This window comes from Pseudomonas sp. S3(2024) (genome assembly GCF_036861315.1).
In the GTDB taxonomy this organism is placed as follows: domain Bacteria; phylum Pseudomonadota; class Gammaproteobacteria; order Pseudomonadales; family Pseudomonadaceae; genus Aquipseudomonas; species Aquipseudomonas putida_A.
Genome location: NZ_JAZAQQ010000003.1, coordinates 102,618 through 129,042 on the forward strand (window position 1 = coordinate 102,618; position 26,425 = coordinate 129,042).

A 26,425-nucleotide genomic window follows, 5' to 3' on the forward strand; every position below is an offset into this window, starting at 1 on the left:
TTCAGAACTCGTTCTGCAAGGCTTTGTAGCCGCGCACCAGATCGACATTGGTGCGTGCCACGTCTTCGGAAAACTCCGAGGCGCTGACACTCACCGGCGGGAACTGCGTGAGGTCGGTATTGGGGCCGATGCGGGTGGTGGAGGGCACGTAGAACGCATCCGGCAAATCGCGGCCATCGACCACCGAGTTGTGCCGCACCACACAGCCGTCACCGATCACGCAATTGAACAGCACGCTGTTGAAGCCGATGAACACCCGGTCGCCGACTACGCACGGGCCGTGCACGATCGAGCGGTGAGCGATCGAGGTGAATTCGCCGATGGTCACCGCGGCGCCGGATTTGGAATGGATCACCACGCCGTCCTGGATGTTCGAATTGGCGCCGATGGTGATCGGCTCCATCGCACCGGAGGCGTCCACCTCATCCGCGCGAATCACGGCGTAGGGACCGACGAACACGTTCTCGCCAATGACCACCTTGCCGCAGATGATCGCGGTTTTGTCGACGTAGGCCGACTCGTCAATTTGCGGCAGATCGCCGGAAGGATTTTTACGGATCATGGCTGGCTCAGTGCGTCGTAAAGGGTGTTGAGGTTGTATTCGAACAGTCCGGTAAAGGTGCTGGCCGGGCCGCTGGCGGCGAGGGCATCGGAGTACAACGTGCCGCCGATGTGCGCGCCGCTTTCCTCGGCGATCTGCTTGAGCAGGCGCGCGTCCTTGATGTTTTCCATGAACACCGCTTTGACCTTGGCCTGACGAATCTGGGTGATCAGTGCGGCGACTTCGGCGGCCGATGGCTCGCGCTCGGTGGACAGACCTTGCGGCGCCATGAAGTCGATGCCGTAGGCCTGACCGAGATAACCGAAGGCGTCGTGGCTTGTGACGATCTTGCGATTGCCCGGTGGCAGCGAGCCGAGCTTGGCCTTGGCTTCAGCGAGCAGGGCGTAGATCTGTTTCAGGTAGGTCTGGCTGTTGCGTTGGTAGTCGGCCTTGTTCGCCGGGTCGGCAGCGATCAGCGCCTTGGTGATGTTGGCGATGTACAGCTCGGTGTTGGCCAGGTTGTGCCAAGCGTGCGGGTCGGGAATGGTCTCGCCGTCTTCCTCCAGCGAGCGTGGAATCACGCCATGACTGGCACTGATGACGGGGGCTCTGGTCTCGGTGCTGGTCACCAGACGATCAAGCCAAGGCTCGAAACCCAATCCGTTCTTGATGATCAATTTGGCCTTAAGCAACGCTTTGGCGTCATCGGGTGTCGGTTCGTAAGTGTGTGCATCGGCGTCCGGGCCGACCATGTTGGTGATCTGGATATGCTCGCCACCCACCTGGTGAACCATGTCGGCGAGGATGCTGAAGCTGGTGACCACCGGCAATTTTTCCGCCGCCGATAACGACATCGACAGCAGCAAGCTGAACAACACGAGTAGAGCGCGCATCGGGAAACACCTCATTGGGATGTGAGCAAAGGCGGGCGGCGCAGCAAGCCGTGCACCGGTCCAAGCACCACGGACAGCAGATAACCGATACCCGCGACCAGCACGATCGCCGGACCGCTGGGCAGCGAGTAGTAGAACGAGATCACCAATCCGAGCCACACCGAGAGGCAGCCGATAAGCGCCGAGATGGCAATCAGGCTCGGCAGGCGACGACTCCAGAACCGTGAAGCGGCGGCGGGCAGCATCATCAGGCCGACGACCATCAAGGCGCCGATGGCCTGGAAACCGATCACCAGATTGAGCACCACCAATGTCAGGAACACGCCGTGGGCGAGGGGGCCGAGGCGGCTGACGGTTTGCAGGAATAGCGGATCGAGGGTGTCCAGCAGCAGCGGTTTGTAGATCAAGGCCATGGCGACCAGACTCAGTCCCGACACCCACAACATTCCATTGAGGGTCGGACCGTCGACGGCGAGCGCTGAGCCGAACAGCAAGTGCAGCAAGTCGAGGCGCTTGCCGGCGATGCCAAGAATCAGCACGCCGCTGGCGAGTGAGATCGGATAGATCGCCGCGAGGCTGGCGTCTTCGCGCAGACCGGTGCGACGGGTGATCCAGGCGGCGAGACCGGCCATGCCCAGGCCGGCGCCCAGACCACCGAAGGTCAGCGCGGGCAGACTCAGACCGGCGAACCAGAAGCCCAATGCCGCGCCGGGAAGGATGCCGTGGGCAACGGCGTCACCGATCAGGCTCATGCGCCGCAGGATCAGAAACACGCCAAGTGGCGCTGTGCTGCAGGCCAATACCAGTCCGCCGAGCAGCGCTCGGCGCATGAATACGAACTCGCTGAACGGTTGCCAGAGGTGGGCGACGGTGAGCATCAGGCCACCTGCATATCGGGTGTTTGCTGGATCAGTTCGGCACTGGGTCCGAACACGCATTCGCGGTTTTTGATCAGCAGTGTCTGCGGGATGTGTTGGCGGACGGCGGCGAGGTCATGGCAGACCATCAGCAGTGTTCGTCCTTCGGAGTGCCAGGCATGGATGTGTTGCCAGAGTAACTGCTGGCCCAGTTCATCGAGCGCGGCGTGGGGTTCGTCAAGGAGCAGCAATGGGGCGTCGGTCAGACTCAAGCGGGCGAGCAGGGCGCGCTGCAACTCGCCACCGGAAAGGGCCATCAGCGGACGTTTTTCCAATCCGCTCAAGTGCCAATTTTCCAGGGCGTTGACGAGTCGTTGTGCGCGCAGTTGCGTCGACAATCGACGCCCCCAGAAACCCGCGGCTACCAGTTCTTCGAGGCTGATGGGGAACTGTCGGTCGAGGTGTTGCTGTTGCGGCAGGAACGCCAAACCGCCCTGACGTGGAACACCCAGTGCGACCTTTCCCGATAACGGCTTTTGCAATCCGGCGATGACTTTCAACAGGCTGCTCTTACCGCAGCCGTTGGCGCCGATGATGGCGCCGAGGCTGCCGTGTTCCAGCGAGAGGGTCAGTGGCGAAGTCAGTGGTTGGCCGGGTGCGCCCCAACTCAGGGTGTGGCAACGGATCATTGGAGTTCTCGATGCCAGTGGCTTTCGGCGACCGCGTCGTGGGCGTGCAGGCTTTCGGCGTGGATCACCCGCAGGTGGAAGCCACTGACCCCGGGGGAGCGACGCAGAGCCAGATTGAGTCGTCGCGCGGCGTCTTCGCAAAACATCAGGTTCTGCCCATTGGCCAACGCGAAGGCTTGCTCGTCGGCGCGCTTCACGGCAGTTTGCACGGCGGTGCCGAGCGCCGCTTCGGCGTCATTGATGATCACACTCAGGGGAAGCTCGTCGATGAACTCGTCGAGGTGCATATGCAATTGCGCGGTGCTGCGTTGGCTGTGCGGGGTGGCGACAATGCCTTGGCTTGATCCTAACCAGGCCAAAACTTCGGCATGTTGCAGTGGCTTGTTGGCGAAATCATCGATGAATTGCTGCTGAATCAACTGTCGCGCCAGCGCTGCTGAGCAGGGGCAAGTTGAGGAGTAGGGCACCTCGATTTTCAGTTCCACGTGGAACACTTGGTTTTTCAGACTCGCTGAAATGCTCACTGGGTAGCTCTTCCAACCCGCTAGAGGGCTGACTAACGCAGGCCTTTTCAGCAGCACTTCGCAGTGGATTTTCAGGTAGGCGCTGTTGGATAAACCGTCATGGCTGACCAGAAATTCCTCGAGAACCTGGCGCAATAAGAAGGGAGAGAGGTCCTGCCGCTCAAGTGCCGCCAATGCGAGATATAGCCGCGACATATGAATGCCGCGTGCCTCGCCATTATCGAGACTCACGCCTGCATCAGCTTTTGCGCTCAGACGTTGGCCTTGCAATAAAACAGGCAGAGCAATGCCGCACATTCCCACCCAATCAAGCGGTAACGCCTGTCGAGCGGCTTGAGTCGCAATATCCGGAAGTGTCAGCGAATTCATGTTCGGAACCATCGTGTTGATTGAATTAGATGTTACATTATAACAATTCAAATCACGATGCCTTTTTCATGAACAGGCTTTCATATGCACCGACGTCATCTGCTCAACCTGCTTCTGGCCAGCACGGCCTTGGCTTTTCCCTTCACCGTTTCGGCGACGCAAATTCGCAATGCACGCCTCTGGCGTTCGGATGACAAGCTGAGATTGGTGTTCGATCTGAGCGGTCCGGTGCGCTACAAAACCTTTTCGCTGAGCGCTCCAGAACGCTTGATCATCGACCTTTCCGGGGCGAGTTTGAGTGGAGATTTCAGTCAATTGACGCTTGCCGATACAGCTATTCATTCGATTCGATCAGGGCGCTTTGGTCAGGGTGATACACGGATCGTTCTCGATCTGAACCATCCGGTGCTATTGAACAGCTTCCTTTTGGCGCCTCAAGATGGCCAGGGGCACCGCTTGGTGCTTGATCTGGTAAACGCCAAACAGGCATCAAGTCCGGCAATGGTTCCACGTGAAACACCCTCGAATCAGGCTCACCCCAAGCGCGACATCATCGTTGTGGTTGATCCCGGGCACGGCGGGAAAGACCCAGGTGCGGTTGGCGCCAAGGGTGAGCGAGAAAAAGATGTGGTTCTTGCCATCGCTCAGTTGCTCGCCAAACGCCTGAAAAGGGAGAAAGGCTTCGACGTAAAACTGGTGCGCAATGACGACTTCTTCGTGCCGCTGCGCAAGCGTGTGGACATCGCACGTCAGCACAAGGCCGACATGTTTATTTCGGTGCACGCCGATGCGGCGCCGCGTCTTACCGCGTCGGGAGCATCTGTATATTGCTTGTCTGAAGGTGGTGCGACGTCAGCAACTGCACGCTTCATGGCACAGCGAGAGAACGGCGCGGATCTGCTGGGCGCGACCAGTCTGCTCAACCTTAAGGACAAGGATCCGATGCTCGCCGGCGTGATTCTCGACATGTCGATGAACGCCACCATTGCCGCCAGTTTGCAACTCGGCAGCACCGTTCTCGGCAGTCTGGCGGGCATTACCACGCTGCATCAGAAGCGCGTGGAGCAGGCAGGGTTTGCCGTGCTGAAGTCGCCGGACGTGCCGTCGATTCTGGTGGAAACCGGCTTCATTTCCAACGCCCGTGACAGCGAGCGCTTGGTCACGCCTCGACATCAGCAGGCCGTGGCGGATGGTTTATTCGAAGGGCTGCAGCGTTACTTCCAGAAGAATCCGCCAGTAGATAGCTACATCGCCTGGCAGCAGGAGCAGCAAGAAGCGCAGGTTTAGCAGCCGGTGATCCGACTGCAGGTGAACTTGGCGCTGCTGCCGCCAGAGCTGGAAAAGCGATTGATCGTCGTCCAGCCGACGCGACGGGTGTAGCCGACCCAGGCTTCGCCGTCAGAGGCGAGCCCGGTGAAGAACGTCAGCTGGCCGAAACGACTGTTGGTCTGTGCCCAGTAGCGATTGCCGTGCTTTTCAAAGCCACGCAGGTAAATCGTACTGCCCACCGTGTTCACGCTGTAGGCATTGCCCTGCGCGTCGATGCAGGCCAGCAGATTGGCGCTGCGTGTGCAGTTGGCGAGTGCAGGAATTTGTCCCCATGCGTTGGCCCACGATAGCAACGCGAGACTCAGCAGCGAGCATTTCAGGGCAATTTTCATCTCGGTATCCGATGGGTAGTTTGCGTGCAGCTTCCAGCGCTTTATCGGTTTGGGCAAGAGCGAGGCTGGCTTATTTATATTGTTATACTATAACATAAATTTGAATTGAGCCTGAGCTCGCCGATTGCAAGCGTCTGCTTCTGCCAAAGCGCTGTTTTGAAGCTCAAGTACGCGGTGAGCTACGCCAAAACAGGCCAAAGCGCACATCGGCCACAACCTGATGAGGATTATCCAATGTCATCTCCACTTCCCGTGACCGTTCTATCGGGCTTTCTCGGCGCCGGAAAAAGTACACTTTTGAATTACGTACTACGTAATCGAGAAGGTTTGCGCGTTGCGGTCATCGTTAACGATATGAGCGAAATCAACATTGATGGCAGCGAAGTCCAGCGCGATGTCAGCCTTAACCGTGCGGAAGAAAAACTGGTGGAGATGAGCAACGGTTGTATCTGCTGTACGTTACGCGAGGACCTGCTCGAAGAAGTCAGCAAACTCGCCCGCGAAGGAAGATTCGATTACTTGCTCATCGAATCTACCGGTATTTCCGAGCCGCTACCGGTCGCCGAAACGTTCACCTTTCGTGACGAGCAGGGCCAGAGTCTCGGCGATGTCGCGCGGCTCGACACCATGGTGACGGTAGTCGACGGCGTGAATTTTCTCCTCGACTACCAAGCCGCCGAGAGTCTGGCTTCCCGAGGCGAGACCCTGGGTGATGAAGATGAACGCTCAATCACTGATCTGCTGATCGAACAAATCGAGTTCGCCGATGTACTGCTGATCAGCAAGATCGACCTCATCAGCCGACAGGAGCGCGAAGAGCTGATGGCCATCCTCAAACGCCTCAACGCCCAGGCGGAAATCATCCCGATGGTGATGGGTGAGGTGCAGCTGGAGAAGATCCTCAACACCGGGCGTTTCGATTTCGAGAAAGCCGCTCAGGCCCCAGGCTGGTTGCAGGAATTGCGCGGTGAGCACGTGCCGGAAACCACGGAATACGGTATCGCCTCGACAGCCTACCGCGCACGCCGTCCGTTCCATCCGCAGCGCTTTTTCGACTTCATCGATCGCCCATGGCCGAACGGCAAACTGCTGCGCTCCAAAGGCTTCTTCTGGCTCGCCAGCAAACCCAGCGACGCGGGCAGTTGGTCGCAGGCCGGTGGTTTGATGCGCCATGGTTTCGCCGGTCGCTGGTGGCGTTTCGTGCCGAAAAACCAATGGCCGCAGGATCAGGAAAGTACCGCAGCGATCATGGAGAACTGGACACCGAACGTTGGAGATTGTCGTCAGGAGCTGGTATTCATCGGCCAGAACATCGACTTCGTACAGCTCAAGTCGGAGCTCGACGCCTGCCTGCTGACTGATGAAGAAATGGCCATTGGCGCAGATGGTTGGCGCAGGCTGCCGGACCCGTTCGGCCCTTGGCACGAAGAGGCCGCCTGATGCTTGCGCTCAAACTGCAGCAAAACCGGGCGCGCCATCAGCATCAGGGGGTGACGCCGAAAACGCTGACGCGAATCCTCGAAGACGACGTCAATCTCGCGGTCTGGCAGCGCCAACTGCCGCTGCACATCGCCGATTTCGCAGAGTTGCTGCTGTCGCTCAACGAGCCTTTGGCGGAATCACTGTGCATCGAATTGCCGAATGAAGACGCCGACCCTGATCTGCAAGGACTGGCCGCCGGGTTCCGTGATCTGCAAGGCTACGAGGGCTTCATCGCGGACCTGCAATGGCTGGTGAGTGCCTTCGCCTGTCTGCTGGGCGCTCGCCGCATCGGTTTGCGCCTGCGGGTGTTGGACAAAGCCATGTGCCCACGCTTCCATGTCGATCATGTGCCGGTGCGCTTGATTACAACCTACGGCGGGATCGGCAGTCAGTGGCTCAAGGAAGGCGTGATGGATCGCGAGCAATTGGGCCAGGCAAACGCCGAACCACGGGACATCGCGAACATCCAGCAACTGCAGAGCGGTGACGTGGCGTTATTGAAAGGCGAGAAGTGGCACGGCAATGAAGGCTATGGCTTGATTCATCGCTCCCCGCAACCGGCGCCGGGTGAGCGACGTCTGCTGCTCACCCTCGATTGGCTCGGCTGACGGCTCAAGGCTTGAGCCACTTGCCCTGGCTCTGGCCTTCGCAGTACGGCTGCAAATACGCCGCGTCGGAGGCGACGCCGTAATAGTGGATATCCTGGCGATAGGGCATATTGGCGACTTGCGCGTTGCTGCACACGCCGAACGCGCCGCTCGGGCATTGATCGACGTACTGCACCTCGACTTTCTGCCCGGCCAGGGTCGGTTGGCAGAAGCCGTCGCTGAACAGCTTCTCGGGAATATTGCGGTTCTGCTGGCAGACTCTAACGTCGAGCCGCTCACCCTGGCTGTGCACCACGCAAGCCTGGGCCCATGCTTCGCTCGACAGCAGCATCAACAGCAACGACCATCCCATCCAACGCATGTCCAATCCCCTCAGAAAACTCCCAGTCATGTTGCAGAACATTCCTACCCATGTCATCGCCGGCCCTTTGGGCGCTGGCAAGACCAGCCTGATTCGCCAGCTCATGGCCCAACGGCCGGACGGCGAGCGCTGGGCGGTGCTGATCAACGAGTTCGGTCAGATCGGCCTCGATGCTGCGTTACTGACCCGCGACGCCGATGGTATCGCACTGGGCGAGGTCGCCGGAGGGTGTCTGTGTTGCGTGAATGGTGCGCCGTTTCAGATCGGCCTCGGCCGTTTGCTGCGCAAGGCCAGGCCGGATCGGCTGTTCATCGAGCCGTCCGGACTGGGCCATCCGGCGCAATTGCTCAAGCAGTTAGGCGAGGCGCCGTGGTTGGGTGTGCTGGCGCTGCAGCCCTGCGTGTTAGTGCTGGATGCCCAGGCGCTGGCCGCCGGGAAAGCGTTGCCGCCCGCTCAGCAGGAGGCTTTGGCCAGCGCCGGCCTGCTGTTGCTGAACAAGGCAGAAAGTCTGGATGAGGCTGCACGGCAGACCATCGTCGAGCGTTTGCCGGCAGTCAAAATGATCTGGACGCAGCAGGCGCAACTGCCGTTGAGCGAGCTGCCGGGTGTAGCTGCGCAAGCCGGGGCTGCGGTGGATAACCTTGTTGTGCCCGAGGGATCGGGACCGATTCCGGCGATCTGGAGCGACCCGGCATCGCCGATCTGCCTGAGTCAGGCACAGGAGGGCGGTTGGAGCATCGGCTGGCGTTGGCACCCTGGACAGACGTTCGATACGCAACGTCTGAGCCAATGGCTGCAGAGCCTGGACTGGCGGCGGGCCAAACTGGTTATCCACAGCGCCGAGGGCTGGGTGTCGGCCAATGCGGTGGATAACGCCGAACTGGATTGGCAACCGAGTGAGTGGCGACGGGATTCACGTATAGAGCTGATCTTTGCCGATGCACAACGTATCGATGCTTTGCAGTCAGGCCTGACGCAATGCCGGGTGCAGGCGGGTTAGCTCAAGGCTTCCACTTGTTGTGTTCCTGCCGCCACTGGCTCAGTTCGATCACTTCGGCCCGTGGGCGGGTAACTTCGACCACCGGCGGCGTATCGTCGAACGGCGCCGGGTAGGGCGCCAGTTCGATCTGTGCGCTGTGCGCGCCAAACTGGGTGATGGTGCCGTTGTGCCGGGTTTCGCCGGTCACGGTGAACTCGAAGTTATAGACCCGGGCCAGGCGCCGCCGCCCGCTGGCATCCTTGATCAAACCGATTTTTTTCAACGCGACGTTACCGTCCAGCAGTTCGACGCCGACGTTGATGCAATGCTGCTTGACCCGCTCCAGCGCCCGCTCGCGCAAGCCGTGGTTGTGCCATAACCATGCGCCGGCAGCGGCGAACAGCATCAGCACGAAGATGTTTTCGAGGGTCAGCATCAACAGGAAACTCCAAAAGATAAGCTCAGCTTAACTGCGTCGCCGGTCTGTCGTACAGGCTGTGTTTCGTCGCATACTGCGCGGCTTGAATTTCAATCGTTTTACGGAATAACCCGAATGAAACGTACGCCTCATCTGCTCGCCATTCAGTCCCATGTGGTCTTCGGCCACGCCGGCAACAGCGCCGCCGTGTTTCCGATGCAGCGGGTCGGGGTGAATGTCTGGCCGCTCAACACCGTGCAGTTTTCCAATCACACCCAGTACGGGCAGTGGGCCGGTGAAGTGCTGGCGCCGCACCAGATCCCCGAACTGGTCGAAGGCATTGCCGCCATTGGCGAGCTGGGCAACTGCGACGCCGTGCTTTCCGGTTATCTGGGCAGCGCGGCGCAGGGCCGGGCGATTCTCAGTGGCGTCGAGCGCATCAAGTCGGTCAATCCGAAGGCGTTGTACCTGTGCGACCCGGTGATGGGTCATCCGGAGAAGGGCTGCAGTGCGCCGGCCGAAGTCAGCGATTTCCTGCTGGAAGAAGCAGCTGCGGTGGCGGACATCATGTGCCCGAACCAGCTGGAGCTGGACAGCTTCTCCGGGCGCAAGCCGCAGTCGCTGTTCGATTGCCTGGCGATGGCTCGGGCGTTGCTGGCACGTGGGCCGAAAGCGGTGCTGGTCAAGCATCTGGATTATCCGGGCAAGCCGGCGGACGGTTTCGAGATGTTGTTGGTGACCGCAGACGAAAGCTGGCACCTGCGCCGTCCGCTGCTGGCGTTTCCGCGTCAGCCGGTGGGTGTCGGCGATCTGACGTCTGGGCTGTTCCTCGCGCGGGTACTGCTCGGCGACAGTCTGGTGGCGGCGTTTGAGTTCACCGCAGCGGCGGTGCATGAGGTGCTGCTGGAAACCCAGGCGTGTGCCAGTTACGAGCTGCAACTGGTGCGAGCGCAGGACCGGATTGCGCATCCGCGGGTGAAGTTCGAGGCGACGGCGATCAGCCTGTAAGACCGCATTACGTCCATTCGCGAGCAAGCCCGCTCCCACGTTCGACTGCATTCCCATGGGAGGACTGCGATTCAATGTGGGAGCGGGCTTGCTCGCGAAGGCGATCTGTAAAGCGACATCATTCCAAAGGGCTGATCAGGCGTCGCCCTTGATCTCCTGATAACGCTTTTCCAGCTCCTGGCGAATTTGCCGACGCTGCTGCGCCTGCATGTAGCGACGCTTGTCTTCGCTGTTCTGCGGTTGCAGCGGCGGCACGGCGGCCGGTTTGCGCTGGTCATCCACCGCAACCATGGTGAAGAAGCAGCTGTTGGTGTGGCGTACCGAGCGCTCGCGGATGTTTTCGGTCACCACTTTGATGCCGACTTCCATCGAGGTGTTGCCGGTGTAGTTGACCGACGCGAGGAAGGTCACCAGTTCGCCGACATGGATCGGCTCGCGGAAAATCACCTGATCCACCGACAGCGTTACCACGTAGCGGCCGGCATAGCGGCTCGCGCAGGCGTAGGCCACTTCGTCGAGGTATTTGAGCAGGGTACCGCCGTGGACATTGCCAGAGAAGTTGGCCATGTCGGGGGTCATCAGTACCGTCATCGACAGTTGGGCGTTTCCGGGTTCCATAACGTTCTCACGGATCAAGGCTGGATGGCTGGACGCACCTCTGCGGGTGCCTGGTGGCTTTTTCAAAAGCACCGTTATCGGGACGCCAGACGACTGGCTGCCGTCACGCCGCGACCGATCTGTTTCCTTATATTGCACCGCCTTCCAGCCGGAAGTCGCGGTGTTAACCTGCAAAAGGCCCTGCCCAAGGGCAATTCCTACACGAAAAGCGGATTTTTACCCAACTCGCTCAGACCTTTCTGAAGTCTGACGGCGGGTCACGTCATACAAGGAGCCCACACCATGCATGCCATCAGCTTTATTCAGGACCTGGCAGTGATCATGTTGGTCGCAGGTGTGGTCACCGTGCTGTTTCACCGCTTCAAGCAGCCGGTGGTGCTCGGTTACATCGTCGCCGGTTTCATCATCGGCCCGCACACACCGCCGTTCGGCCTGATCCACGACGAAGAAACCATCAAGACCCTCGCCGAGCTGGGGGTGATTTTCCTGATGTTCTGCCTCGGGCTGGAATTCAGCCTGCGCAAGTTGTTCAAGGTTGGCGCCACGGCGTTTATCGCGGCATTCCTCGAAATCGTCCTGATGATCTGGATCGGCTACGAGATCGGTCGCTGGTTCGACTGGAATACCATGGACTCGCTGTTCCTCGGCGCGATCCTCGCCATCTCCTCAACCACCATCATCGTCAAGGCGCTCAACGACCTGAAGATGAAGAACGAGCGCTTTGCGCAATTGATCTTCGGCGTACTGATCGTCGAGGACATCCTCGGCATCGGCATCATCGCCTTGCTGTCGAGTATCGCGGTCAGCGGCACGGTCAGCTCCGGCGAAGTGTTCTCCACGGTCGGCAAACTGTCGCTGTTCATGATCGTCGCGCTGGTGGTCGGCATTTTGCTGGTACCGCGTCTGCTGGCGTATGTCGCCAAATTCGAAAGCAACGAGATGCTGCTGATTACCGTGCTGGGCTTGTGTTTCGGCTTCTGCCTGCTGGTGGTCAAGCTCGAATACAGCATGGTGCTCGGCGCCTTCCTGATCGGCGCGATCATGGCCGAGTCGCGGCAGCTGCTGAAGATCGAACGGCTGATCGAGCCGGTTCGCGACCTGTTCAGTGCAATCTTCTTCGTCGCCATCGGCCTGATGCTCGATCCTATGATCCTGCTGCAATACGCGTGGCCGATTGCAGTCATTACCGTGGCGGTGGTGCTCGGCAAGATGTTGTCCTGCGGCCTCGGGGCGTTTATCGCCGGCAATGACGGACGCACCTCACTGCGTGTGGGGATGGGGCTGTCACAGATTGGCGAATTTTCCTTCATCATCGCCGCGCTCGGGATGACGCTGCAGGTCACCAGCAACTTTCTCTATCCCGTTGCGGTGGCGGTGTCGGTGATCACCACGCTGCTGACGCCGTATCTGATCCGCGCGGCCGATCCGCTGTCGATCAAGCTCTCGGCAGCGGTGCCCAAACGTCTGGGCCGGGTGTTCGGCATGTATGGCGAATGGCTGCGCAGCATTCAGCCGCAAGGTGAGGGCGCGATGCTGGCGGCGATGATCCGGCGGATCCTGTTGCAGGTCGGGGTCAATCTGGCGCTGGTGATCGCGATCTTCTTCAGCGGCGCGTTCTTCGCCGGACGGTTGTCGGTGTGGATGCAGGACTGGATCACTGATCCGAGCTGGCAGAAGGCGTTGATCTGGGGCGGGGCGCTGCTGCTGTCGCTGCCGTTCCTGATTGCGGCGTATCGCAAGCTCAAGGCGTTGTCGATGCTGTTGGCGGAGATGGGTGTGAAGCCGGAGATGGCCGGGCGTCACACGCAGCGAGTGCGTCGGGTGATCTCCGAAGTGATCCCGATCCTCTCGCTGCTGGTGATCTTCCTGCTGTTGGCAGCCTTGTCGGCCAGTATCCTGCCGACCAACAAGTTGCTGGTGCTGGTCGCCGTGGTCGCGGCCACCGTGGCGGCGCTGCTCTGGCGCTGGTTCATCCGCGTGCACACGCGGATGCAGGTGGCCCTGCTGGAAACCCTCGACAACCACAAGGAGTCGTCGGGGCACTGACCGACCCGGGCGTCTGGCGAATCAGCTTTCCAGCCAGACGTCCCGCGCCCAGTGCCACACCGATTCCCAGGACTCTTCGGTGATCAGCTCTTCTTCGCCGGACCACAGCACCACGGTGCCGTCTTCTTCGACGCAGTAGTAGTTGTCGCCGTCCTGGCAGATCGGGATCAGGTCGCGCGGTACGCCAGCGTCCCAGGCATTGGCCGCGACATCCGGCAAGTAGGTGTGTGATTGCGGGTCGGTGACGGTCACCGGCTCGAGGCTGCCGTACACCACGTCGCTGACGGTCAGCAGAAACTCTTTGAAGACGAACGGGATGTTGATGAAGAGTTCTTCTTCGATTTCTACCAGCTGGTCTTCGTCGGGCAATTCCAGGGGAACCGGTACGGGTTCGTTGGCTTCGCGCAGTTGTTCGATGATTTCTTCCACGTCCGGGATCCTCTTGCTTGAATGGCGCGGTTTATATGGGCCGGTTTATACAGTAGCTCGCTATAGATGCAACCGCGAAATAGAAAACCCCGGCCGAGGCCGGGGTTTTTATTACCGCATGCGTAACGCCGAGGGATCAGCCGTTCTGGCGGATACCGGCCACCAGCCAAGGCTGGTTGTCGCCCTGTGGACGTTCCATGTTCCAGCTTTCGCTGAACACTTCGCCCTGATCGAAACGCGAGGTCTTCGACACGCCGCTGAAGGTCAGGGTGGCGATGGTCTTGTCGGCACGATCATCCACGCCGTCCAGCTGTACCTGCAAGTTGTCGATGTAGGTCGACTGGAAGCCGTCGCCCAGGTCCGCACGCTCACGCTTGAGGAAGTCGAGCATCTGCGGGGTCACGAACTCGGCGATCTTGTCCATTTCGTTGGCGTCCCAGTGCTGCTGCAGCGACTGGAAGTGGCTGCGCGCGGCGGCAAGGAAGTTCTGCTCGTTGAACCAGGCCGGCGCGTTGATCACCGGACGAGCGGCAACCGGCGCGGCCGAACCACCGAAGATCGAACCCATGGCGGCAGGCTTCTGCTCGAACACTTCACGCTGCATCGGCGCGCCGGCCGGAGCCAGGTGCTCCTGCTGCTTGCGTCGACGCGCAGCGATGAAGCGGAAGATCACGAACGCGATCACGGCCATGATCAGGATGTCGAAGATCTGCATGCCCTGGAAGCCGCCGCCCATGAACATGGACGCGAGCAGGCCACCGGCGGCGATACCGGCCAGAGGGCCGAGCCATTTAGAAGCGCCGCCAGCCTTGGCCGCGGCACCGGCAGCGCTGGCTGCACCAGCGGTCGCTGCTGCGCCGCCCATGCCTGGGGAAGAAGGAGCCATCTGGCTGGTCTGGTGCGTCGGCGCAGCGCCGGCGCTTTTGCCACCACCAAAGCGCTTGGCGTTGGCGTCGAGGCTCATCGTCAGGCCGATGCACAACGCCATGGCGATGCTAAGAAAACGTTTCATAAAGGGAATTCCCGTTTGTGGAGACACGCGCGCCATGTTGCACAGCTGAAGTGTTACTGGCTAGCGAGAGAGTGTTTCGGGCTTTTGCCTGACAGCTTAGGTTCAGCTCCATCGAAGCAATAAGGCCATGTACTTTTGTCTGTAGGAAAATGGGATAGGTTCAGCGGGAAACCTGCTTATCGACGCAACGCCAGCATTACCACACCGGCGGTGATCAGGCCGATGCCGCCCCATTGGCGCAGGTCGAGTTTCTCGCCCAGCAGGATCACGCCGAGCACCGCCACCAGTACCACGCTGAGCTTGTCGACTGGCGCGACCAGCGAAGCCGGGCCGACTTTCAGCGCGCGGAAGTAACACAGCCACGATGCGCCGGTACCCAGGCCAGATAACAGCAGGAACAAGTAGCTCTTGGCGGAAATTGATCCCAATGACTGATATTGGCCCGTCGCGTACAAAATCAAGGCTAGGCTGACCAGGACCACGATGGTGCGCAGCAGGGTAGCGAAGTCGGAATTGACGTTTTCGATGCCGATCTTGGCGAAGATCGCCGTCAGCGCGGCAAAAGTTGCCGAGAGCAGGGCCCAGAATGTCCAGGAAGAGAAGAAGCCTGAGCCCATGCAAATATCCTTGTTAGATCATCCGACCCCTGTGGGAGCGAGCCTGCTCGCGAAAGCCACGCTGCGGTTTATCAGATCAACCACGGTGATGTCATTCGCGAGCAGGCTCGCTCCCACAGAAAAGCGAAACCGGCGTCAGATCGCTTCCAGCTTGGCGTATCCCAGCATCAGCCACTTGCTGCCTTCGCTGAAGTTCACCTGCACCCGCGCCTGCGCGCCGGAACCTTCGAAGTTGAGGATCACGCCGTCGCCGAAGATCGAATGTCGTACCGCCTGACCGAGGCTGAAGCCGGTTTCCGGGATCTCGCTACCGCTGAACAGGTTGCTGCCGCTCATCGACTGGTTGCCGCCGAACGGTCGGCTGACACTGTTCGACAGGCGCACTTCCTGAATCAGCCCCTTCGGCACTTCACGGACGAAACGCGAGACCTTGTTGTAGGTTTCGCTGCCGTACAGGCGCCGGGTTTCAGCATAGGTCATCACCAGATTCTGCATGGCCCGGGTGATGCCCACATAGGCCAGGCGGCGCTCTTCTTCAAGGCGACCCGGTTCTTCCAGGCTCATCTTGTGCGGGAACAGGCCTTCTTCCATGCCCACCAGGAACACGTAAGGGAATTCCAGGCCCTTGGCGCTGTGCAGGGTCATCAGCTGAATGCTGTCTTCGTGCTCGTCGGCTTGAGTGTCGCCGGCTTCCAGCGACGCGTGGCCGAGGAATGCCGCCAGTGGCGTCAGCTCTTCGTCTTCTTCGGTGGTTTCGAAGTTGCGCGCGGCGCTGACCAGTTCCTCAAGGTTTTCCACCCGGGCCTGGCCTTTCTCGCCTTTTTCCGCTTCGTGATAGGCGATCAGCCCCGATTGCTCGATGACGGTCTGCGTCATCAAGTGCAGTGGCATCTCCATGCACTTGGCGGCAAGGTTCTCGATTAGCTCGATAAACGCACCCAAGGCGCCGGCAGCACGACCGGTCAGGCCTTTATTGGCGACCAGTTGGCGCATCGCTTCCCACATCGACACATCGCTGTGACGTGCATGGTCGCGGATCGCTTCGACGGTTTTTTCGCCAATGCCACGGGCCGGGACGTTGATCACCCGCTCCAGCGCGGCGTCGTTGCCACGGCCTTCGAGCAAGCGTAGGTAAGCCATGGCGTTCTTGATTTCCGCGCGTTCGAAGAAGCGCTGGCCGCCATAGATGCGGTACGGAATGCGCTCGCGCAGCAAGGCTTCTTCGAGAACGCGCGATTGGGCGTTGGAGCGGTAGAGAATCGCGATATCGCTCCGAGCCAGGCCGGTTTTCAGCGCGCTTTCGATGGTTTCGACAACGTAGCGTGCTTCGTCGTGTTCGTTGAACGCGGCGTACAGGTTGATCGCTTCACCATCGCCACCGTCGGTCCACAGCTCTTTGCCGAGACGTCCGGTGTTGTTGGCGATCAGGGCGTTGGCCGCCTTGAGGATGCCGGCGGTGGAGCGGTAGTTCTGCTCCAGGCGAATGGTCACCGAATCCGGGAAGTCGGAGGAGTACTGATGAATGTTCTCGATTTTCGCCCCGCGCCAGCCGTAGATCGACTGGTCGTCGTCGCCGACCACCATCAGGCTGTCGCCGCCCTTGCCGAGCAGGCGCAACCAGGCGTACTGCACGGCGTTGGTGTCCTGGAATTCGTCGACGAGGATGTGGCGGAAGCGCTTCTGATAGTGCGCCAGCAGACCCGGGTGATCGCGCCACAGGTCGAGGGCGCGCAGCAGCAGTTCGGAGAAGTCGATGACGCCGGCGCGCTGGCAGGCCGCCTCGTAAGCTTCGTAAATGCCGCGCATGGTCGCCAGGTACAAGTCGCCGCTGGCCTGAATGTGTTGCGGACGCAGACCTTCGTCTTTCTGCCCGTTGATGAACCACTGGGCCTGCCGGGCCGGCCAGCGTTGCTCGTCGAGCCCCAGCTCGCGGATCACCCGCTTGACCAGCCGCTGCTGGTCGTCGCTGTCGAGAATCTGGAAAGTCTGGCTCAACCCGGCTTCCTGCCAGTGCGCCCGCAGCAAGCGGTGCGCCAGGCCGTGGAAGGTGCCGACCCACATGCCGGCCGGGTTGATACCCAGCAACTGCTCGATGCGATGACGCATCTCGGCAGCGGCCTTGTTGGTGAAGGTCACCGACAGAATGGAGTGGGGCGAGGCGTTTTCGACCTGGATCAACCAGGCGATACGGTGCACCAGCACTCGGGTTTTACCGGAACCGGCACCGGCCAGGACCAACTGACGGCCAACGGGGGCTGCTACGGCCTGGCGTTGGGCATCGTTGAGGGAGTTCAGCAGAAGGGAGAGATCATCGCGCATCGGGGCATTCTAGGGTGCGCCGCAGGCCCGGGCAAACCGAGCTTTGCATTAGCCGATGAAAGTGCCGCCGATGACGACCGGTCGGTCACTGGCTACAGGCTTCGGCCCGCCTCACTCTGCGGGTTTTGCCAGTGATGGGACGGCGGAAAGTTTCCGGCAAATTATGATCTGGAGCAGTTTGGCAACGGGGTTGGCTTGTGTATGCTCCGTCCACGTTTCGGGCCCATGCTCACTCTTATAAGAACAACAACATTGCACAAGACCCTCAGCTCAGACCTGTCGGGCCCCTCTGTGGAACCCCGGGTCATCCGCAAGCATTACGCCGTCGAAATGGCGGTCGAACGCACGCGCCTGCTGTATCAGGGCTCGCTGCTGCCGACGATGTTCATGTTACTCAATGGTCTGGTCTGCGCCGCTTTGCTCTGGAGCCCGCAGCGCTATTTCGTGGTCAGCATCTGGCTGGTCTGGTTGTTGTCGCTGGTGGCACTGCGGGTGATTCAGGTCGCGGCGTTCGATTCGGCGATCCCGGATCGCCAGGCCCAGCCGATCTGGTTTCGCATGTTCCTGCTCGGCTCGACCATGACCGGTCTGACCCTGGCCGGTGCCGGCATCGCCCTGGTGCCCGCCGACAACTTCATGCAGCAAGCCTGGGTGTTCGGCCTGATCGGTGCCGCGACGTTATCGGCCAGCGTTGCCTACGCCGTCAGCCTGCCGGCGTTTCTGTCCTTTACCTTGCCGTGCCTGCTGCCGGCGATCGGCTACCTGTTCTGGGGCGGTGATGAGCAGGCGCGCGGTTGGGGCTGGCTTGGGCTGATTCTGCTCGGTTCGCTGAGCGTGGTCGCCTGGCAGGTCAATCGGCTGATTGATCGCGGCTTGCTGCGGCGCTTTCAGAATCAGCACTTGATCGAACACCTGCAGCAAGCGCAGAACCGCAGCGAGCAGCTCAATCAGGCGCTGGCCAAGGAGATCGAACAGCGGCGCTGTGCCGAGGGCCAATTGCGTGAAGCACAGATCGAGCTGGAAGATCGCGTGGCCCAGCGCAGCCGCGAGCTGGACGTGGCCAATCAGGCGCTGAGCAAAAGCGAAGCCCGGCTGGCCCTGGCGTTGAAGGCCAGTGAGCTGGGGCTGTGGGACTGGAATCTGCAGACCGACGAAGTCCATCACACGCAGATTCAGGAGTTGTTCGGCCTCGCGCCTGAATACGTCACGGCGATCCTGCGCGACCTCAAGCCACGCCTGCACCCGGAGGATGTGCCAGGGCTCAAGCAGGCGCTGATCGAACACCTGAAAGGGCGCACCGAGGACTATCAGATCGAATACCGCGTACGTCACGGCGACGGTCATTGGGTGTGGATCGAAGACCGCGGTCGCGCCGTGGAGCGCAGTGACAGTGGGCGGGTGATCCGCATGGTCGGCACCCGGCGCGACATCAGCGCGAGCAAAAGCCTCGAAGAACAGCAGCGACTGGCGGCCACGGTGTTCGAAGCGGCCAGTGAAGGTATCGTCATTCTTGATCCGAACTACGCCTTGATCGCGATCAATCAGGCGTTCAGCCGCGTCACCGGTTATGACATCGAAGACATGCTCGGGCGCAATGTCGTCGAGCTGCCGTGCAGCCGCGACGCCCGCCGGCATTACGTTTCGATCCGCCACGCACTGGAGCAGCACGGCAGTTGGCAGGGCGAACTGGTGGAAACCCGCAAGAACGGCGAGCTGTATCCGCAGTGGCTGCAGCTCAACGCGGTGCGCGACAGTCGGGGAAACGTCAGCCATATCGTCGGCTTCTTCGCCGATCTATCGGCGCGGCGCGAATCAGAAGAGCGCATGCGCTTCTTGACGCATTACGATGAGCTGACCGGGCTGGCCAATCGCTCGCTGTTCCGCGAACGCCTGCACGAAGCCCATCAGCGCGTGCGTCAGGGCGGGCGCCGCAGTCTGGCGCTGCTGCACATCAATCTCGATCGCTTCAAGCTGCTCAACGACAGCCTCGGCCACGAGGTGGCGGATCAGCTGTTGCAGAAAATGGCCCGGCGGCTGGTGAGCGCCTTGCCGGAAGCCGACACCATCGCCCGATTGTCCGGTGACGAGTTTGCCGTGCTGTTCGATGCCTACGGCAACCTGTCGAGCCTGGCGCGGGTCGCTACGCGGCTGTCGAGCAAGCTGCGTCTGCCGCTGACGGTCGAAGGGCATGAACTGGTGGTCAGTGCCTCGATGGGCATCAGCATGCTGCCGGACAACGCCCGGGAAATCTCTGCGCTGGTCAGTCAGTCGAACATGGCCATGCAACACGCCAAGCATCTGGGCGGCAACAATTTCCAGTTCTACACCGACAGCCTGCAGGCCAGTACCCTTGAGCGTCTGCAACTGGAAAACCAGCTGCGCAAAGCCATCGAAGACAAGCAGCTCAAGGTGTTCTACCAGCCGAAGCTGTGCCTGCAGACCGGGCGCCTGAATGCGGCGGAAGCGCTGGTGCGCTGGGATCACCCAAGCATGGGCCGGGTGCCGCCGGGGGACTTTATCGGTCTGGCCGAGGAAACCGGACTGATCGGCCCGATCGGCGAATTCGTGCTGCGCCAGGCCTGCTGGCAGGCGTGCGAGTGGCAGCGGCAAGGGCTGGAGCCGATTCGGGTATCGGTGAACCTGTCGGTGCATCAACTGCGTCAGGGCAAACTGGTCAGTCTGGTGCGCCAGGTGCTGGAAGAAACCGGGCTGGCGCCGCACTACCTCGAACTGGAACTTACCGAGAGCCAACTGCTCGATAGCGTCGAACACATCATCGCGACCTTCCAGCAACTGCGCGACCTGGGGGTGAAGCTGGCGATCGATGACTTCGGCACCGGCTATTCGTCGCTGAGTTACCTGAAACGAATTCCGGTGGATTACGTGAAGATCGATCAGGCATTTATTCGCGGGCTGGGGCAGGGCAGCGAGGATGCGGCGATCACCCGGGCGATCATCGCCATGGCTCACGGGCTGTCGTTGAAAGTGGTGGCTGAAGGCGTCGAGCGGCAAGAACAGCTAGAATTTTTACGTGCTGAGCGCTGCGATGAAGTGCAGGGGTATCTGATCAGTCGCCCAGTGGAGGCTGAGCGTCTGGCCGGGCTTTTGCGCGAACAGGGAAATCCGCTTTAAGGGCTACATGCACTCCATCGCGCCTGATATGGGGACATGGAGTTACGCATTGAGCAGGCAAAAAGCCAATTCATGTAGTATAACTACAAGCGTGCTACATCCTTGCCCATAAGAAGAGTCCAGCCCCTTGAATCTGCTGCAACACATCGCCCAGTCACGTCACCTGTTACGCAAGTCGGAGCTCAAGGTCGCCGACCACGTGCTGCTTGACCCTGCGGCGGTGATGCACAGTTCCATGGCCGACCTGGCCCACAGCGTCGGCATCAGCGAGCCGACCATTGTGCGTTTCTGCCGGGCCATCGGCTGCTCCGGGTTTCAGGATCTCAAGCTGAAACTGGCGCAAAGCCTGGCCGCTGGTGCCAGCTTCGGCCAGTTCGCGATTCATGAAGACGACTCGGTCGCCGACTACAGCCTGAAAATTTTCGACACCACCCTGCACACCCTGATGGAGGTTCGCGAGAAGCTCGATCCGGTGGAATTGCAGCGTGCGGTGACGCTGATGTCCCAGGCGCAGCGTGTCGAGTTCTATGGCTTTGGTGCGTCCGGCGCGGTGGCGGCGGATGCGCAGCACAAGTTTTTCCGTTTACTGCTGACGGCGGCGGCGTATTCCGACCCGCACATGCAGGCGATGTCGGCGGTGACCTTGAAGCCGACCGATGTAGCGATCTGCATTTCCCAGTCCGGGCGCTCCAAGGATCTGCTGATCACCGCCAACCTCGTTCGCGAGAGCGGCGCTTCGCTGATCACCTTGTGCCCGAGCCAGACACCGCTGGCTGAGCTGTCGACCGTCAACCTGGCGATCGATGTGCACGAAGACACCGAGATCTATACACCGCTGACCTCGCGCATCGCGCATCTGGTGGTAATCGACGTGCTGGCGATGGGCGTGGCCATGGCGCGCGGGCCGAGTCTGGTCAACCACCTGAAGAGCGTGAAGCGCAGCCTGCGCAGCTTGCGGCTATCCCCCAAGGCCGTGAAAGCCCTGGATGACTGAAGTTATCTAAGGTCGTTCCGACCTTAATCGCGAGCAGGCTCGCTCCCACATTTGATCTCGGTGTGACACAAAATTTGTGCTCACAGAAGATCCACTGTGGGAGCGAGCCTGCTCGCGAAGGCGTCCTCAATAACGGCGCAGCCTGCGCAGGTTTCATCGCACTGTCATCCCCGCGCAGCCAAACCGTCATCCGTCCCGCCTATCGTGAAACTCCCGTACTCGCCTTGGGAGACTCGAAATGGCTCAGCCCTACGAAGAACGCAACAGCGCCGCGAAAACCCGTCGTCAGCAGGAAGACCAGCGCCGCATGGAATTCCGTCGCGCGATCGAAGATCGCTTCGAACTTCGTCAGCTTCAAAGCGAAATCAGCGATTTTCCCGGAGACATCGAACTCAACTACTGGCAGGCAGCGCCCGCAGCTTCCCGTCGAAGCGTTCAACCAGCGCGCTGATCTGCACCCGTTCGCTGCGGATAAACGCCAGGAAGGCGTGCGCCACCGGTGACAGGCGTTTGGCCTTGGCTTGCACCAGGCACCAGCTGCGAAACAGCGGCAACTCTTCGACCGGCAGCTCCACCAGCCCGCCGGTCGCCAGCTCCAGGTTCAGGGCGTGGCGCGTCAACAGCGCCAGGCCCAGACCCGCCACCACGCATTCGCGCTGGGCTTCGGCCGAGGCCACTTCCTGAGTCTGGGTGAAGTGCACGCGTTTCTCCTTGAAATACTCTTCACAGGCCAGTCGCGTGCCCGAACCCGGTTCGCGGATCAGCAGCGTGTAAGGCTCGAGATCCTGCAAACGCAGCGGCCCCATGTGTGCCAACGGATGATCCGGACGCGCCACGGCGACAATCGGATTATTGAGAAACGGCAGGAACTCCAGGCCCATGTCCTGTGGCACCATCGACATGATCACCAGATCATCGCGGTTGTCGGAGAGGCGGCGGATCACTTGGCCACGGTTAACCACCGTCAGTTGCAGATTCACTTCCGGATGCTGGCGCTTGAACGCGGCGAACAGGTGCGGCACGAAGTATTTGGCGCTGGATTCCACTGCCAGTTTCAGCTGGCCTTGCAGCGAGCCCTGCATGTCCGACAGCTGCATGTCGAGGTTTTCCAGGCGGCCGAAGATATCCCGGCTGGCGCGCTGCAGGGCTTCGGCGGCCTCGGTCATGTAGAGTTTTTTGCCGACATAATCGAATAATGGTTGCCCGATCAGCTCTTCCAGCTGACGAATCTGTAGGCTGACGGCCGGTTGTGTCAGAGACATTTCATCGGCTGCGCGGCTGTAGGAACGTAAATCACACACTTCGTTGAAGATCTGCAATTGGCGCAATGTCATACGCATCAAGGACTTACGCATTTTTTATGGGCTCTGACGGCAGGCTGATGGTTTAACTATAAGTCTTTGCTTATGCCTGACCCAATTTTTATTCATTTTTGTTAATCCCTTGTGAGGGCTAGTGTGGGGCTGCGACTAAATTGAAACATTTAGTCACGCGTCGACCTGGGTCTAGCAGGTCGTGGTGCCACCGGCTCAAGGGAATTTCCAAGTGATAAAAAAGATCCTGATCGCCAACCGTGGTGAGATTGCCGTACGAATCGTGCGGGCCTGCGCCGAGATGGGCATTCGCTCGGTAGCGATTTTTTCCGACGCCGACCGGCATGCCTTGCATGTGAAGCGTGCGGACGAAGCCCACAGCATCGGTGCCGAGCCACTGGCCGGTTACCTCAACCCGCGCAAGCTGGTGAACCTGGCGGTGGAAACCGGTTGCGATGCCTTGCATCCCGGTTACGGCTTCCTTTCGGAAAACGCTGAGCTGGCAGACATCTGCGCCGAACGCGGAATCAAATTCATTGGCCCGTCGGCGGAAGTCATTCGCCGCATGGGCGACAAGACCGAAGCCCGGCGCAGCATGATCAAGGCCGGTGTGCCGGTCACCCCGGGCACCGAAGGCAACGTGTCGGGTATCGAAGAAGCCCTGACCGAGGGCGACCGCATCGGTTACCCGGTGATGCTCAAGGCCACCTCCGGTGGTGGCGGGCGCGGCATTCGTCGCTGCAACAGCCGCGAAGAACTCGAGCAGAACTTCCCTCGGGTGATCTCCGAAGCGACCAAGGCTTTCGGTTCGGCGGAAGTGTTCCTGGAAAAATGCATCGTTAACCCGAAACACATCGAGGCGCAGATCCTCGGCGACAGCTTCGGCAACGTCGTGCACTTGTTCGAGCGTGACTGCTCGATCCAGCGCCGCAACCAGAAGCTCATCGAAATCGCCCCGAGCCCGCAACTGACCCCGGAACAGCGCGCCTACATCGGCGACCTTTCGGTGCGTGCGGCCAAGGCTGTGGGCTACGAGAACGCCGGCACCGTGGAGTTCCTGCTCGCCGAGGGCGAGGTGTACTTCATGGAGATGAACACCCGGGTGCAGGTGGAACACACCATCACCGAAGAAATCACCGGGATCGATATCGTCCGCGAACAGATCCGCATCGCCTCCGGCCTGCCGCTGTCGGTGAAGCAGGAAGACATTCAGCATCGTGGTTTCGCGTTGCAGTTCCGCATCAACGCCGAAGACCCGAAAAACAACTTCCTGCCGAGCTTCGGCAAGATCACTCGTTACTACGCCCCTGGCGGCCCGGGCGTGCGCACTGATACAGCGATCTACACCGGTTACACCATTCCGCCGTTCTACGACTCGATGTGCCTGAAACTGGTGGTCTGGGCGTTGACCTGGGAAGAGGCAATGGACCGTGGCTTGCGGGCGCTGGACGATATGCGACTGCAAGGCGTGAAGACCACCGCCGCGTACTACCAGGAAATCCTGCGCAACCCGGAATTCCGTAGCGGCCAGTTCAATACCAGCTTCGTGGAAAGCCACCCGGAACTGACCAACTACTCGATCAAGCGCAAACCCGAAGAGCTGGCCCTGGCCATCGCCGCCGCCATCGCCGCCCACGCAGGCCTGTGAGGAATACAACAATGTCCAAGAAAATTTTCGTAACCGACACCATCCTGCGCGACGCTCACCAATCGCTGCTCGCCACTCGCATGCGCACCGAAGACATGCTGCCGATCTGCGACAAGCTCGACAAAGTCGGCTACTGGTCGCTGGAGTGCTGGGGCGGCGCGACGTTCGACGCCTGCGTGCGCTTTCTGAAAGAAGACCCGTGGGAGCGCCTGCGCCAACTGCGCGCCGCGCTGCCCAACACCCGTCTGCAAATGCTTCTGCGCGGGCAGAACCTGCTCGGCTATCGCCACTACAGCGACGACGTGGTTAAAGCTTTCGTCGCCAAGGCTGCGGTCAACGGCATCGACGTGTTCCGCATCTTCGACGCGATGAACGACGTGCGTAACCTGCGCGTGGCCATCGAAGCGGTGAAGGCTGCTGGCAAACACGCCCAGGGCACCATCGCTTATACCACCAGCCCGGTGCACACCATCGACGCGTTTGTGGCGCAAGCCAAGCAGATGGAAGCCATGGGTTGCGACTCGGTGGCGATCAAGGACATGGCCGGTCTGCTCACGCCATACGCCACCGGTGAACTGGTCCGTGCGTTGAAAGCCGAGCAGTCGCTGCCGGTGTTCATACATTCGCATGACACGGCTGGTCTGGCGGCGATGTGCCAATTGAAAGCCATCGAGAACGGTGCCGATCACATTGATACCGCGATCTCCAGCTTCGCCTCGGGCACCAGTCATCCGGGCACCGAGTCGATGGTTGCTGCGCTCAAGGGCACCGAGTACGACACCGGTCTGAACCTGGAGCTGCTGCAGGAAATCGGTTTGTACTTCTACGCCGTGCGCAAGAAGTACCACCAGTTCGAAAGCGAGTTCACCGCGGTCGATACCCGCGTGCAAGTCAACCAGGTACCGGGCGGTATGATCTCCAACCTCGCCAACCAGCTGAAAGAGCAGGGCGCACTGAACCGCATGGCCGAAGTGCTGGCGGAAATCCCGCGGGTGCGTGAAGACCTTGGTTTCCCGCCACTGGTGACCCCGACTTCGCAGATCGTCGGCACCCAGGCGTTCTTCAACGTGCTGGCCGGCGAGCGTTACAAGACCATCACCAACGAAGTGAAGCTGTACCTGCAGGGCGGTTACGGCAAGGCGCCGGGCGTGGTTAACGAAAAACTGCGTCGTCAGGCCATCGGCAGCGAAGAGGTGATCGACGTACGTCCGGCCGATCTGCTCAAGCCGGAGATGACCAAGCTGCGTGCCGACATTGGCGCACTGGCCAAGTCTGAAGAAGACGTGCTGACTTTCGCCATGTTCCCGGACATCGGCCGCAATTTCCTCGAAGAGCGTGCCGCCGGCACCCTGGTTCCGGAAGTGCTGCTGCCGATCCCTGAGGCCGGCGGTGTGGCGAAGGCCGGTGGCGAAGGCGTACCGACCGAGTTTGTCATCGACGTCCACGGCGAAACCTACCGCGTCGACATCACCGGTGTCGGCGTGAAGGCCGAAGGCAAGCGTCACTTCTACCTGTCCATCGATGGCATGCCGGAAGAAGTGGTGTTCGAACCGCTCAACGAATTTGTCGGCGGTGGCAGCAGCAAACGCAAACAAGCATCGGCACCGGGCCACGTCAGCACCACCATGCCGGGCAACATCGTCGATGTGCTGGTCAAGGAAGGCGACACCGTCAAGGCCGGTCAGGCGGTGCTGATCACCGAAGCGATGAAGATGGAAACCGAAGTTCAGGCAGCGATTGCCGGCAAGGTTACCGCCATCCATGTGGCCAAGGGCGACCGGGTGAATCCGGGTGAAATTCTGATCGAGATCGAAGGCTGAGATAACTGCCGCGATTCAACGTTTTAAACCTCGGGGGGGCATGTGCTCCCCTTTTTTTTCGCCTGCAATATGCTGTTCTTTGTAGGG

General features: G+C 60.5%; 25 protein-coding genes. 11 read left to right on the top strand and 14 right to left on the bottom strand.

Translation table 11 applies throughout. The features are described 5' to 3' along the window. Window position 1: 1 nt before the first annotated feature. Genes VLA07_RS09680 through folE2 form a run of 5 tightly spaced genes read right to left on the bottom strand, consistent with a single transcriptional unit; the run spans window position 2 to window position 3,873 of the window. Window positions 2–562 (bottom strand): gamma carbonic anhydrase family protein, encoded by a 561-nt coding sequence (locus VLA07_RS09680; RefSeq protein WP_333989134.1) that lies wholly within the window; start codon window positions 560–562, stop codon window positions 2–4. Further along, window positions 559–1,434, bottom strand: coding sequence for a metal ABC transporter substrate-binding protein (locus VLA07_RS09685; RefSeq protein WP_247267139.1), 876 nt, complete (start codon window positions 1,432–1,434; stop codon window positions 559–561). Before VLA07_RS09685 ends, VLA07_RS09680 begins: the two co-directional genes overlap by 4 nt. Before the next feature lie 11 nt (window positions 1,435–1,445). Continuing rightward, window positions 1,446–2,312, bottom strand: coding sequence for a metal ABC transporter permease (locus VLA07_RS09690; RefSeq protein WP_333989136.1), 867 nt, complete (start codon window positions 2,310–2,312; stop codon window positions 1,446–1,448). Further along, window positions 2,312–2,980, bottom strand: a complete 669-nt coding sequence (locus tag VLA07_RS09695; RefSeq protein ID WP_333989137.1) for a metal ABC transporter ATP-binding protein — start codon at window positions 2,978–2,980, stop codon at window positions 2,312–2,314. Before VLA07_RS09695 ends, VLA07_RS09690 begins: the two co-directional genes overlap by 1 nt. Next, entirely contained in the window at window positions 2,977–3,873 is an 897-nt protein-coding gene (folE2, locus tag VLA07_RS09700; RefSeq protein ID WP_333989138.1) for a GTP cyclohydrolase FolE2, read from the bottom strand. The genes VLA07_RS09695 and folE2 overlap by 4 nt, the downstream gene beginning before the upstream one ends. Before the next feature lie 84 nt (window positions 3,874–3,957). Between folE2 and VLA07_RS09705 the strand changes: the two genes are divergently transcribed. Next, entirely contained in the window at window positions 3,958–5,160 is a 1,203-nt protein-coding gene (locus VLA07_RS09705; RefSeq protein ID WP_333989140.1) for an N-acetylmuramoyl-L-alanine amidase, read from the top strand. On the opposite strand, the gene VLA07_RS09710 is transcribed toward VLA07_RS09705, so the two are convergent. After that, entirely contained in the window at window positions 5,157–5,534 is a 378-nt protein-coding gene (locus VLA07_RS09710) for a glutamine synthetase (RefSeq protein WP_333989141.1), read from the bottom strand. The two genes, VLA07_RS09705 and VLA07_RS09710, sit on opposite strands and share 4 nt — an antisense overlap. Before the next feature lie 234 nt (window positions 5,535–5,768). Between VLA07_RS09710 and zigA the strand changes: the two genes are divergently transcribed. After that, complete coding sequence (gene zigA, locus VLA07_RS09715) at window positions 5,769–6,974, top strand: zinc metallochaperone GTPase ZigA (protein ID WP_333989142.1); 1,206 nt, start codon at window positions 5,769–5,771, stop codon at window positions 6,972–6,974. Beyond that, on the top strand, window positions 6,974–7,624 hold the full coding sequence (locus VLA07_RS09720) for a DUF1826 domain-containing protein (protein ID WP_123585917.1): 651 nt from the start codon (window positions 6,974–6,976) through the stop codon (window positions 7,622–7,624). Before zigA ends, VLA07_RS09720 begins: the two co-directional genes overlap by 1 nt. Window positions 7,625–7,628: 4 nt before the next feature. On the opposite strand, the gene VLA07_RS09725 is transcribed toward VLA07_RS09720, so the two are convergent. Then, the gene (locus VLA07_RS09725) at window positions 7,629–7,985 is read right to left on the bottom strand and encodes an NADH:ubiquinone oxidoreductase (RefSeq protein ID WP_095137821.1); all 357 of its coding nucleotides are present in this window, start codon (window positions 7,983–7,985) and stop codon (window positions 7,629–7,631) included. A gap of 28 nt (window positions 7,986–8,013) precedes the next feature. Between VLA07_RS09725 and VLA07_RS09730 the strand changes: the two genes are divergently transcribed. Then, window positions 8,014–8,985, top strand: coding sequence for a CobW family GTP-binding protein (locus VLA07_RS09730; protein ID WP_333989145.1), 972 nt, complete (start codon window positions 8,014–8,016; stop codon window positions 8,983–8,985). 1 nt (window position 8,986) lies between these two features. On the opposite strand, the gene VLA07_RS09735 is transcribed toward VLA07_RS09730, so the two are convergent. Continuing rightward, a complete protein-coding gene (locus tag VLA07_RS09735; RefSeq protein ID WP_025112628.1) occupies window positions 8,987–9,400 on the bottom strand; it encodes a DUF3301 domain-containing protein in 414 nt (137 codons plus the stop codon). A gap of 117 nt (window positions 9,401–9,517) precedes the next feature. Between VLA07_RS09735 and pdxY the strand changes: the two genes are divergently transcribed. Then, window positions 9,518–10,390: a pyridoxal kinase PdxY gene (pdxY, locus tag VLA07_RS09740; RefSeq protein ID WP_333989148.1), complete on the top strand. Its 873-nt coding sequence runs from the start codon at window positions 9,518–9,520 to the stop codon at window positions 10,388–10,390. Between the two features lie 135 nt (window positions 10,391–10,525). Here pdxY and VLA07_RS09745 read toward each other — a convergent pair whose 3' ends face one another. Further along, entirely contained in the window at window positions 10,526–11,008 is a 483-nt protein-coding gene (locus VLA07_RS09745) for an acyl-CoA thioesterase (RefSeq protein WP_003229693.1), read from the bottom strand. A 282-nt stretch (window positions 11,009–11,290) separates the two neighbouring features. On the opposite strand from VLA07_RS09745, the gene VLA07_RS09750 reads away from it, so the two are divergent. After that, window positions 11,291–13,054 (top strand): cation:proton antiporter, encoded by a 1,764-nt coding sequence (locus VLA07_RS09750; RefSeq protein ID WP_333989149.1) that lies wholly within the window; start codon window positions 11,291–11,293, stop codon window positions 13,052–13,054. Window positions 13,055–13,075: 21 nt separating this feature from the next. On the opposite strand, the gene VLA07_RS09755 is transcribed toward VLA07_RS09750, so the two are convergent. The 4 genes from VLA07_RS09755 to uvrD all read right to left on the bottom strand — a co-directional run bounded on the left by VLA07_RS09755 (window position 13,076) and on the right by uvrD (window position 17,431). After that, window positions 13,076–13,483 carry an SMI1/KNR4 family protein gene (locus tag VLA07_RS09755; protein WP_024164487.1) on the bottom strand — a complete coding sequence of 136 codons (408 nt, stop codon included), beginning with the start codon at window positions 13,481–13,483 and terminating at the stop codon, window positions 13,076–13,078. A gap of 136 nt (window positions 13,484–13,619) precedes the next feature. Beyond that, window positions 13,620–14,495, bottom strand: coding sequence for a Tim44 domain-containing protein (locus VLA07_RS09760; RefSeq protein ID WP_150370003.1), 876 nt, complete (start codon window positions 14,493–14,495; stop codon window positions 13,620–13,622). 176 nt (window positions 14,496–14,671) lie between these two features. Continuing rightward, window positions 14,672–15,112: an EamA family transporter gene (locus VLA07_RS09765; protein WP_027610340.1), complete on the bottom strand. Its 441-nt coding sequence runs from the start codon at window positions 15,110–15,112 to the stop codon at window positions 14,672–14,674. A 135-nt stretch (window positions 15,113–15,247) separates the two neighbouring features. Continuing rightward, window positions 15,248–17,431 carry a DNA helicase II gene (uvrD, locus tag VLA07_RS09770; RefSeq protein WP_095137765.1) on the bottom strand — a complete coding sequence of 728 codons (2,184 nt, stop codon included), beginning with the start codon at window positions 17,429–17,431 and terminating at the stop codon, window positions 15,248–15,250. Between the two features lie 201 nt (window positions 17,432–17,632). On the opposite strand from uvrD, the gene VLA07_RS09775 reads away from it, so the two are divergent. The 3 genes from VLA07_RS09775 to VLA07_RS09785 all read left to right on the top strand — a co-directional run bounded on the left by VLA07_RS09775 (window position 17,633) and on the right by VLA07_RS09785 (window position 22,008). Continuing rightward, on the top strand, window positions 17,633–20,563 hold the full coding sequence (locus tag VLA07_RS09775) for an EAL domain-containing protein (protein WP_333989151.1): 2,931 nt from the start codon (window positions 17,633–17,635) through the stop codon (window positions 20,561–20,563). A 127-nt stretch (window positions 20,564–20,690) separates the two neighbouring features. Next, window positions 20,691–21,557 (top strand): transcriptional regulator HexR, encoded by an 867-nt coding sequence (gene hexR, locus VLA07_RS09780; protein WP_007962240.1) that lies wholly within the window; start codon window positions 20,691–20,693, stop codon window positions 21,555–21,557. Between the two features lie 238 nt (window positions 21,558–21,795). Beyond that, complete coding sequence (locus VLA07_RS09785) at window positions 21,796–22,008, top strand: PA3496 family putative envelope integrity protein (RefSeq protein ID WP_333989152.1); 213 nt, start codon at window positions 21,796–21,798, stop codon at window positions 22,006–22,008. On the opposite strand, the gene VLA07_RS09790 is transcribed toward VLA07_RS09785, so the two are convergent. Next, the gene (locus VLA07_RS09790; RefSeq protein ID WP_027610344.1) at window positions 21,950–22,912 is read right to left on the bottom strand and encodes a LysR family transcriptional regulator; all 963 of its coding nucleotides are present in this window, start codon (window positions 22,910–22,912) and stop codon (window positions 21,950–21,952) included. The genes VLA07_RS09785 and VLA07_RS09790 overlap by 59 nt on opposite strands. 190 nt (window positions 22,913–23,102) lie before the next feature. On the opposite strand from VLA07_RS09790, the gene VLA07_RS09795 reads away from it, so the two are divergent. Further along, the gene (locus tag VLA07_RS09795) at window positions 23,103–24,518 is read left to right on the top strand and encodes an acetyl-CoA carboxylase biotin carboxylase subunit (RefSeq protein ID WP_027610345.1); all 1,416 of its coding nucleotides are present in this window, start codon (window positions 23,103–23,105) and stop codon (window positions 24,516–24,518) included. An 11-nt stretch (window positions 24,519–24,529) separates the two neighbouring features. Further along, window positions 24,530–26,338 (top strand): sodium-extruding oxaloacetate decarboxylase subunit alpha, encoded by a 1,809-nt coding sequence (gene oadA, locus VLA07_RS09800; RefSeq protein ID WP_333989153.1) that lies wholly within the window; start codon window positions 24,530–24,532, stop codon window positions 26,336–26,338. The last annotated feature ends 87 nt before the right edge of the window (window positions 26,339–26,425 follow it).

Excerpts from the sequence above, each read along its gene's own strand:
- VLA07_RS09680 (WP_333989134.1), bottom strand. The coding sequence starts at position 562 with ATGATCCGTAAAAATCCTTCCGGCGATCTGCCGCAAATTGACGAGTCG.
- VLA07_RS09685 (WP_247267139.1), bottom strand. The coding sequence starts at position 1,434 with ATGCGCGCTCTACTCGTGTTGTTCAGCTTGCTGCTGTCGATGTCGTTA.
- VLA07_RS09690 (WP_333989136.1), bottom strand. The coding sequence starts at position 2,312 with ATGCTCACCGTCGCCCACCTCTGGCAACCGTTCAGCGAGTTCGTATTC.
- VLA07_RS09695 (WP_333989137.1), bottom strand. The coding sequence starts at position 2,980 with ATGATCCGTTGCCACACCCTGAGTTGGGGCGCACCCGGCCAACCACTG.
- folE2 (WP_333989138.1), bottom strand. The coding sequence starts at position 3,873 with ATGAATTCGCTGACACTTCCGGATATTGCGACTCAAGCCGCTCGACAG.
- VLA07_RS09705 (WP_333989140.1), top strand. The coding sequence starts at position 3,958 with ATGCACCGACGTCATCTGCTCAACCTGCTTCTGGCCAGCACGGCCTTG.
- VLA07_RS09710 (WP_333989141.1), bottom strand. The coding sequence starts at position 5,534 with ATGAAAATTGCCCTGAAATGCTCGCTGCTGAGTCTCGCGTTGCTATCG.
- zigA (WP_333989142.1), top strand. The coding sequence starts at position 5,769 with ATGTCATCTCCACTTCCCGTGACCGTTCTATCGGGCTTTCTCGGCGCC.
- VLA07_RS09720 (WP_123585917.1), top strand. The coding sequence starts at position 6,974 with ATGCTTGCGCTCAAACTGCAGCAAAACCGGGCGCGCCATCAGCATCAG.
- VLA07_RS09725 (WP_095137821.1), bottom strand. The coding sequence starts at position 7,985 with ATGCGTTGGATGGGATGGTCGTTGCTGTTGATGCTGCTGTCGAGCGAA.
- VLA07_RS09730 (WP_333989145.1), top strand. The coding sequence starts at position 8,014 with ATGTTGCAGAACATTCCTACCCATGTCATCGCCGGCCCTTTGGGCGCT.
- VLA07_RS09735 (WP_025112628.1), bottom strand. The coding sequence starts at position 9,400 with ATGCTGACCCTCGAAAACATCTTCGTGCTGATGCTGTTCGCCGCTGCC.
- pdxY (WP_333989148.1), top strand. The coding sequence starts at position 9,518 with ATGAAACGTACGCCTCATCTGCTCGCCATTCAGTCCCATGTGGTCTTC.
- VLA07_RS09745 (WP_003229693.1), bottom strand. The coding sequence starts at position 11,008 with ATGGAACCCGGAAACGCCCAACTGTCGATGACGGTACTGATGACCCCC.
- VLA07_RS09750 (WP_333989149.1), top strand. The coding sequence starts at position 11,291 with ATGCATGCCATCAGCTTTATTCAGGACCTGGCAGTGATCATGTTGGTC.
- VLA07_RS09760 (WP_150370003.1), bottom strand. The coding sequence starts at position 14,495 with ATGAAACGTTTTCTTAGCATCGCCATGGCGTTGTGCATCGGCCTGACG.
- VLA07_RS09765 (WP_027610340.1), bottom strand. The coding sequence starts at position 15,112 with ATGGGCTCAGGCTTCTTCTCTTCCTGGACATTCTGGGCCCTGCTCTCG.
- uvrD (WP_095137765.1), bottom strand. The coding sequence starts at position 17,431 with ATGCGCGATGATCTCTCCCTTCTGCTGAACTCCCTCAACGATGCCCAA.
- VLA07_RS09775 (WP_333989151.1), top strand. The coding sequence starts at position 17,633 with ATGCTCCGTCCACGTTTCGGGCCCATGCTCACTCTTATAAGAACAACA.
- VLA07_RS09785 (WP_333989152.1), top strand. The coding sequence starts at position 21,796 with ATGGCTCAGCCCTACGAAGAACGCAACAGCGCCGCGAAAACCCGTCGT.
- VLA07_RS09790 (WP_027610344.1), bottom strand. The coding sequence starts at position 22,912 with ATGCGTAAGTCCTTGATGCGTATGACATTGCGCCAATTGCAGATCTTC.
- oadA (WP_333989153.1), top strand. The coding sequence starts at position 24,530 with ATGTCCAAGAAAATTTTCGTAACCGACACCATCCTGCGCGACGCTCAC.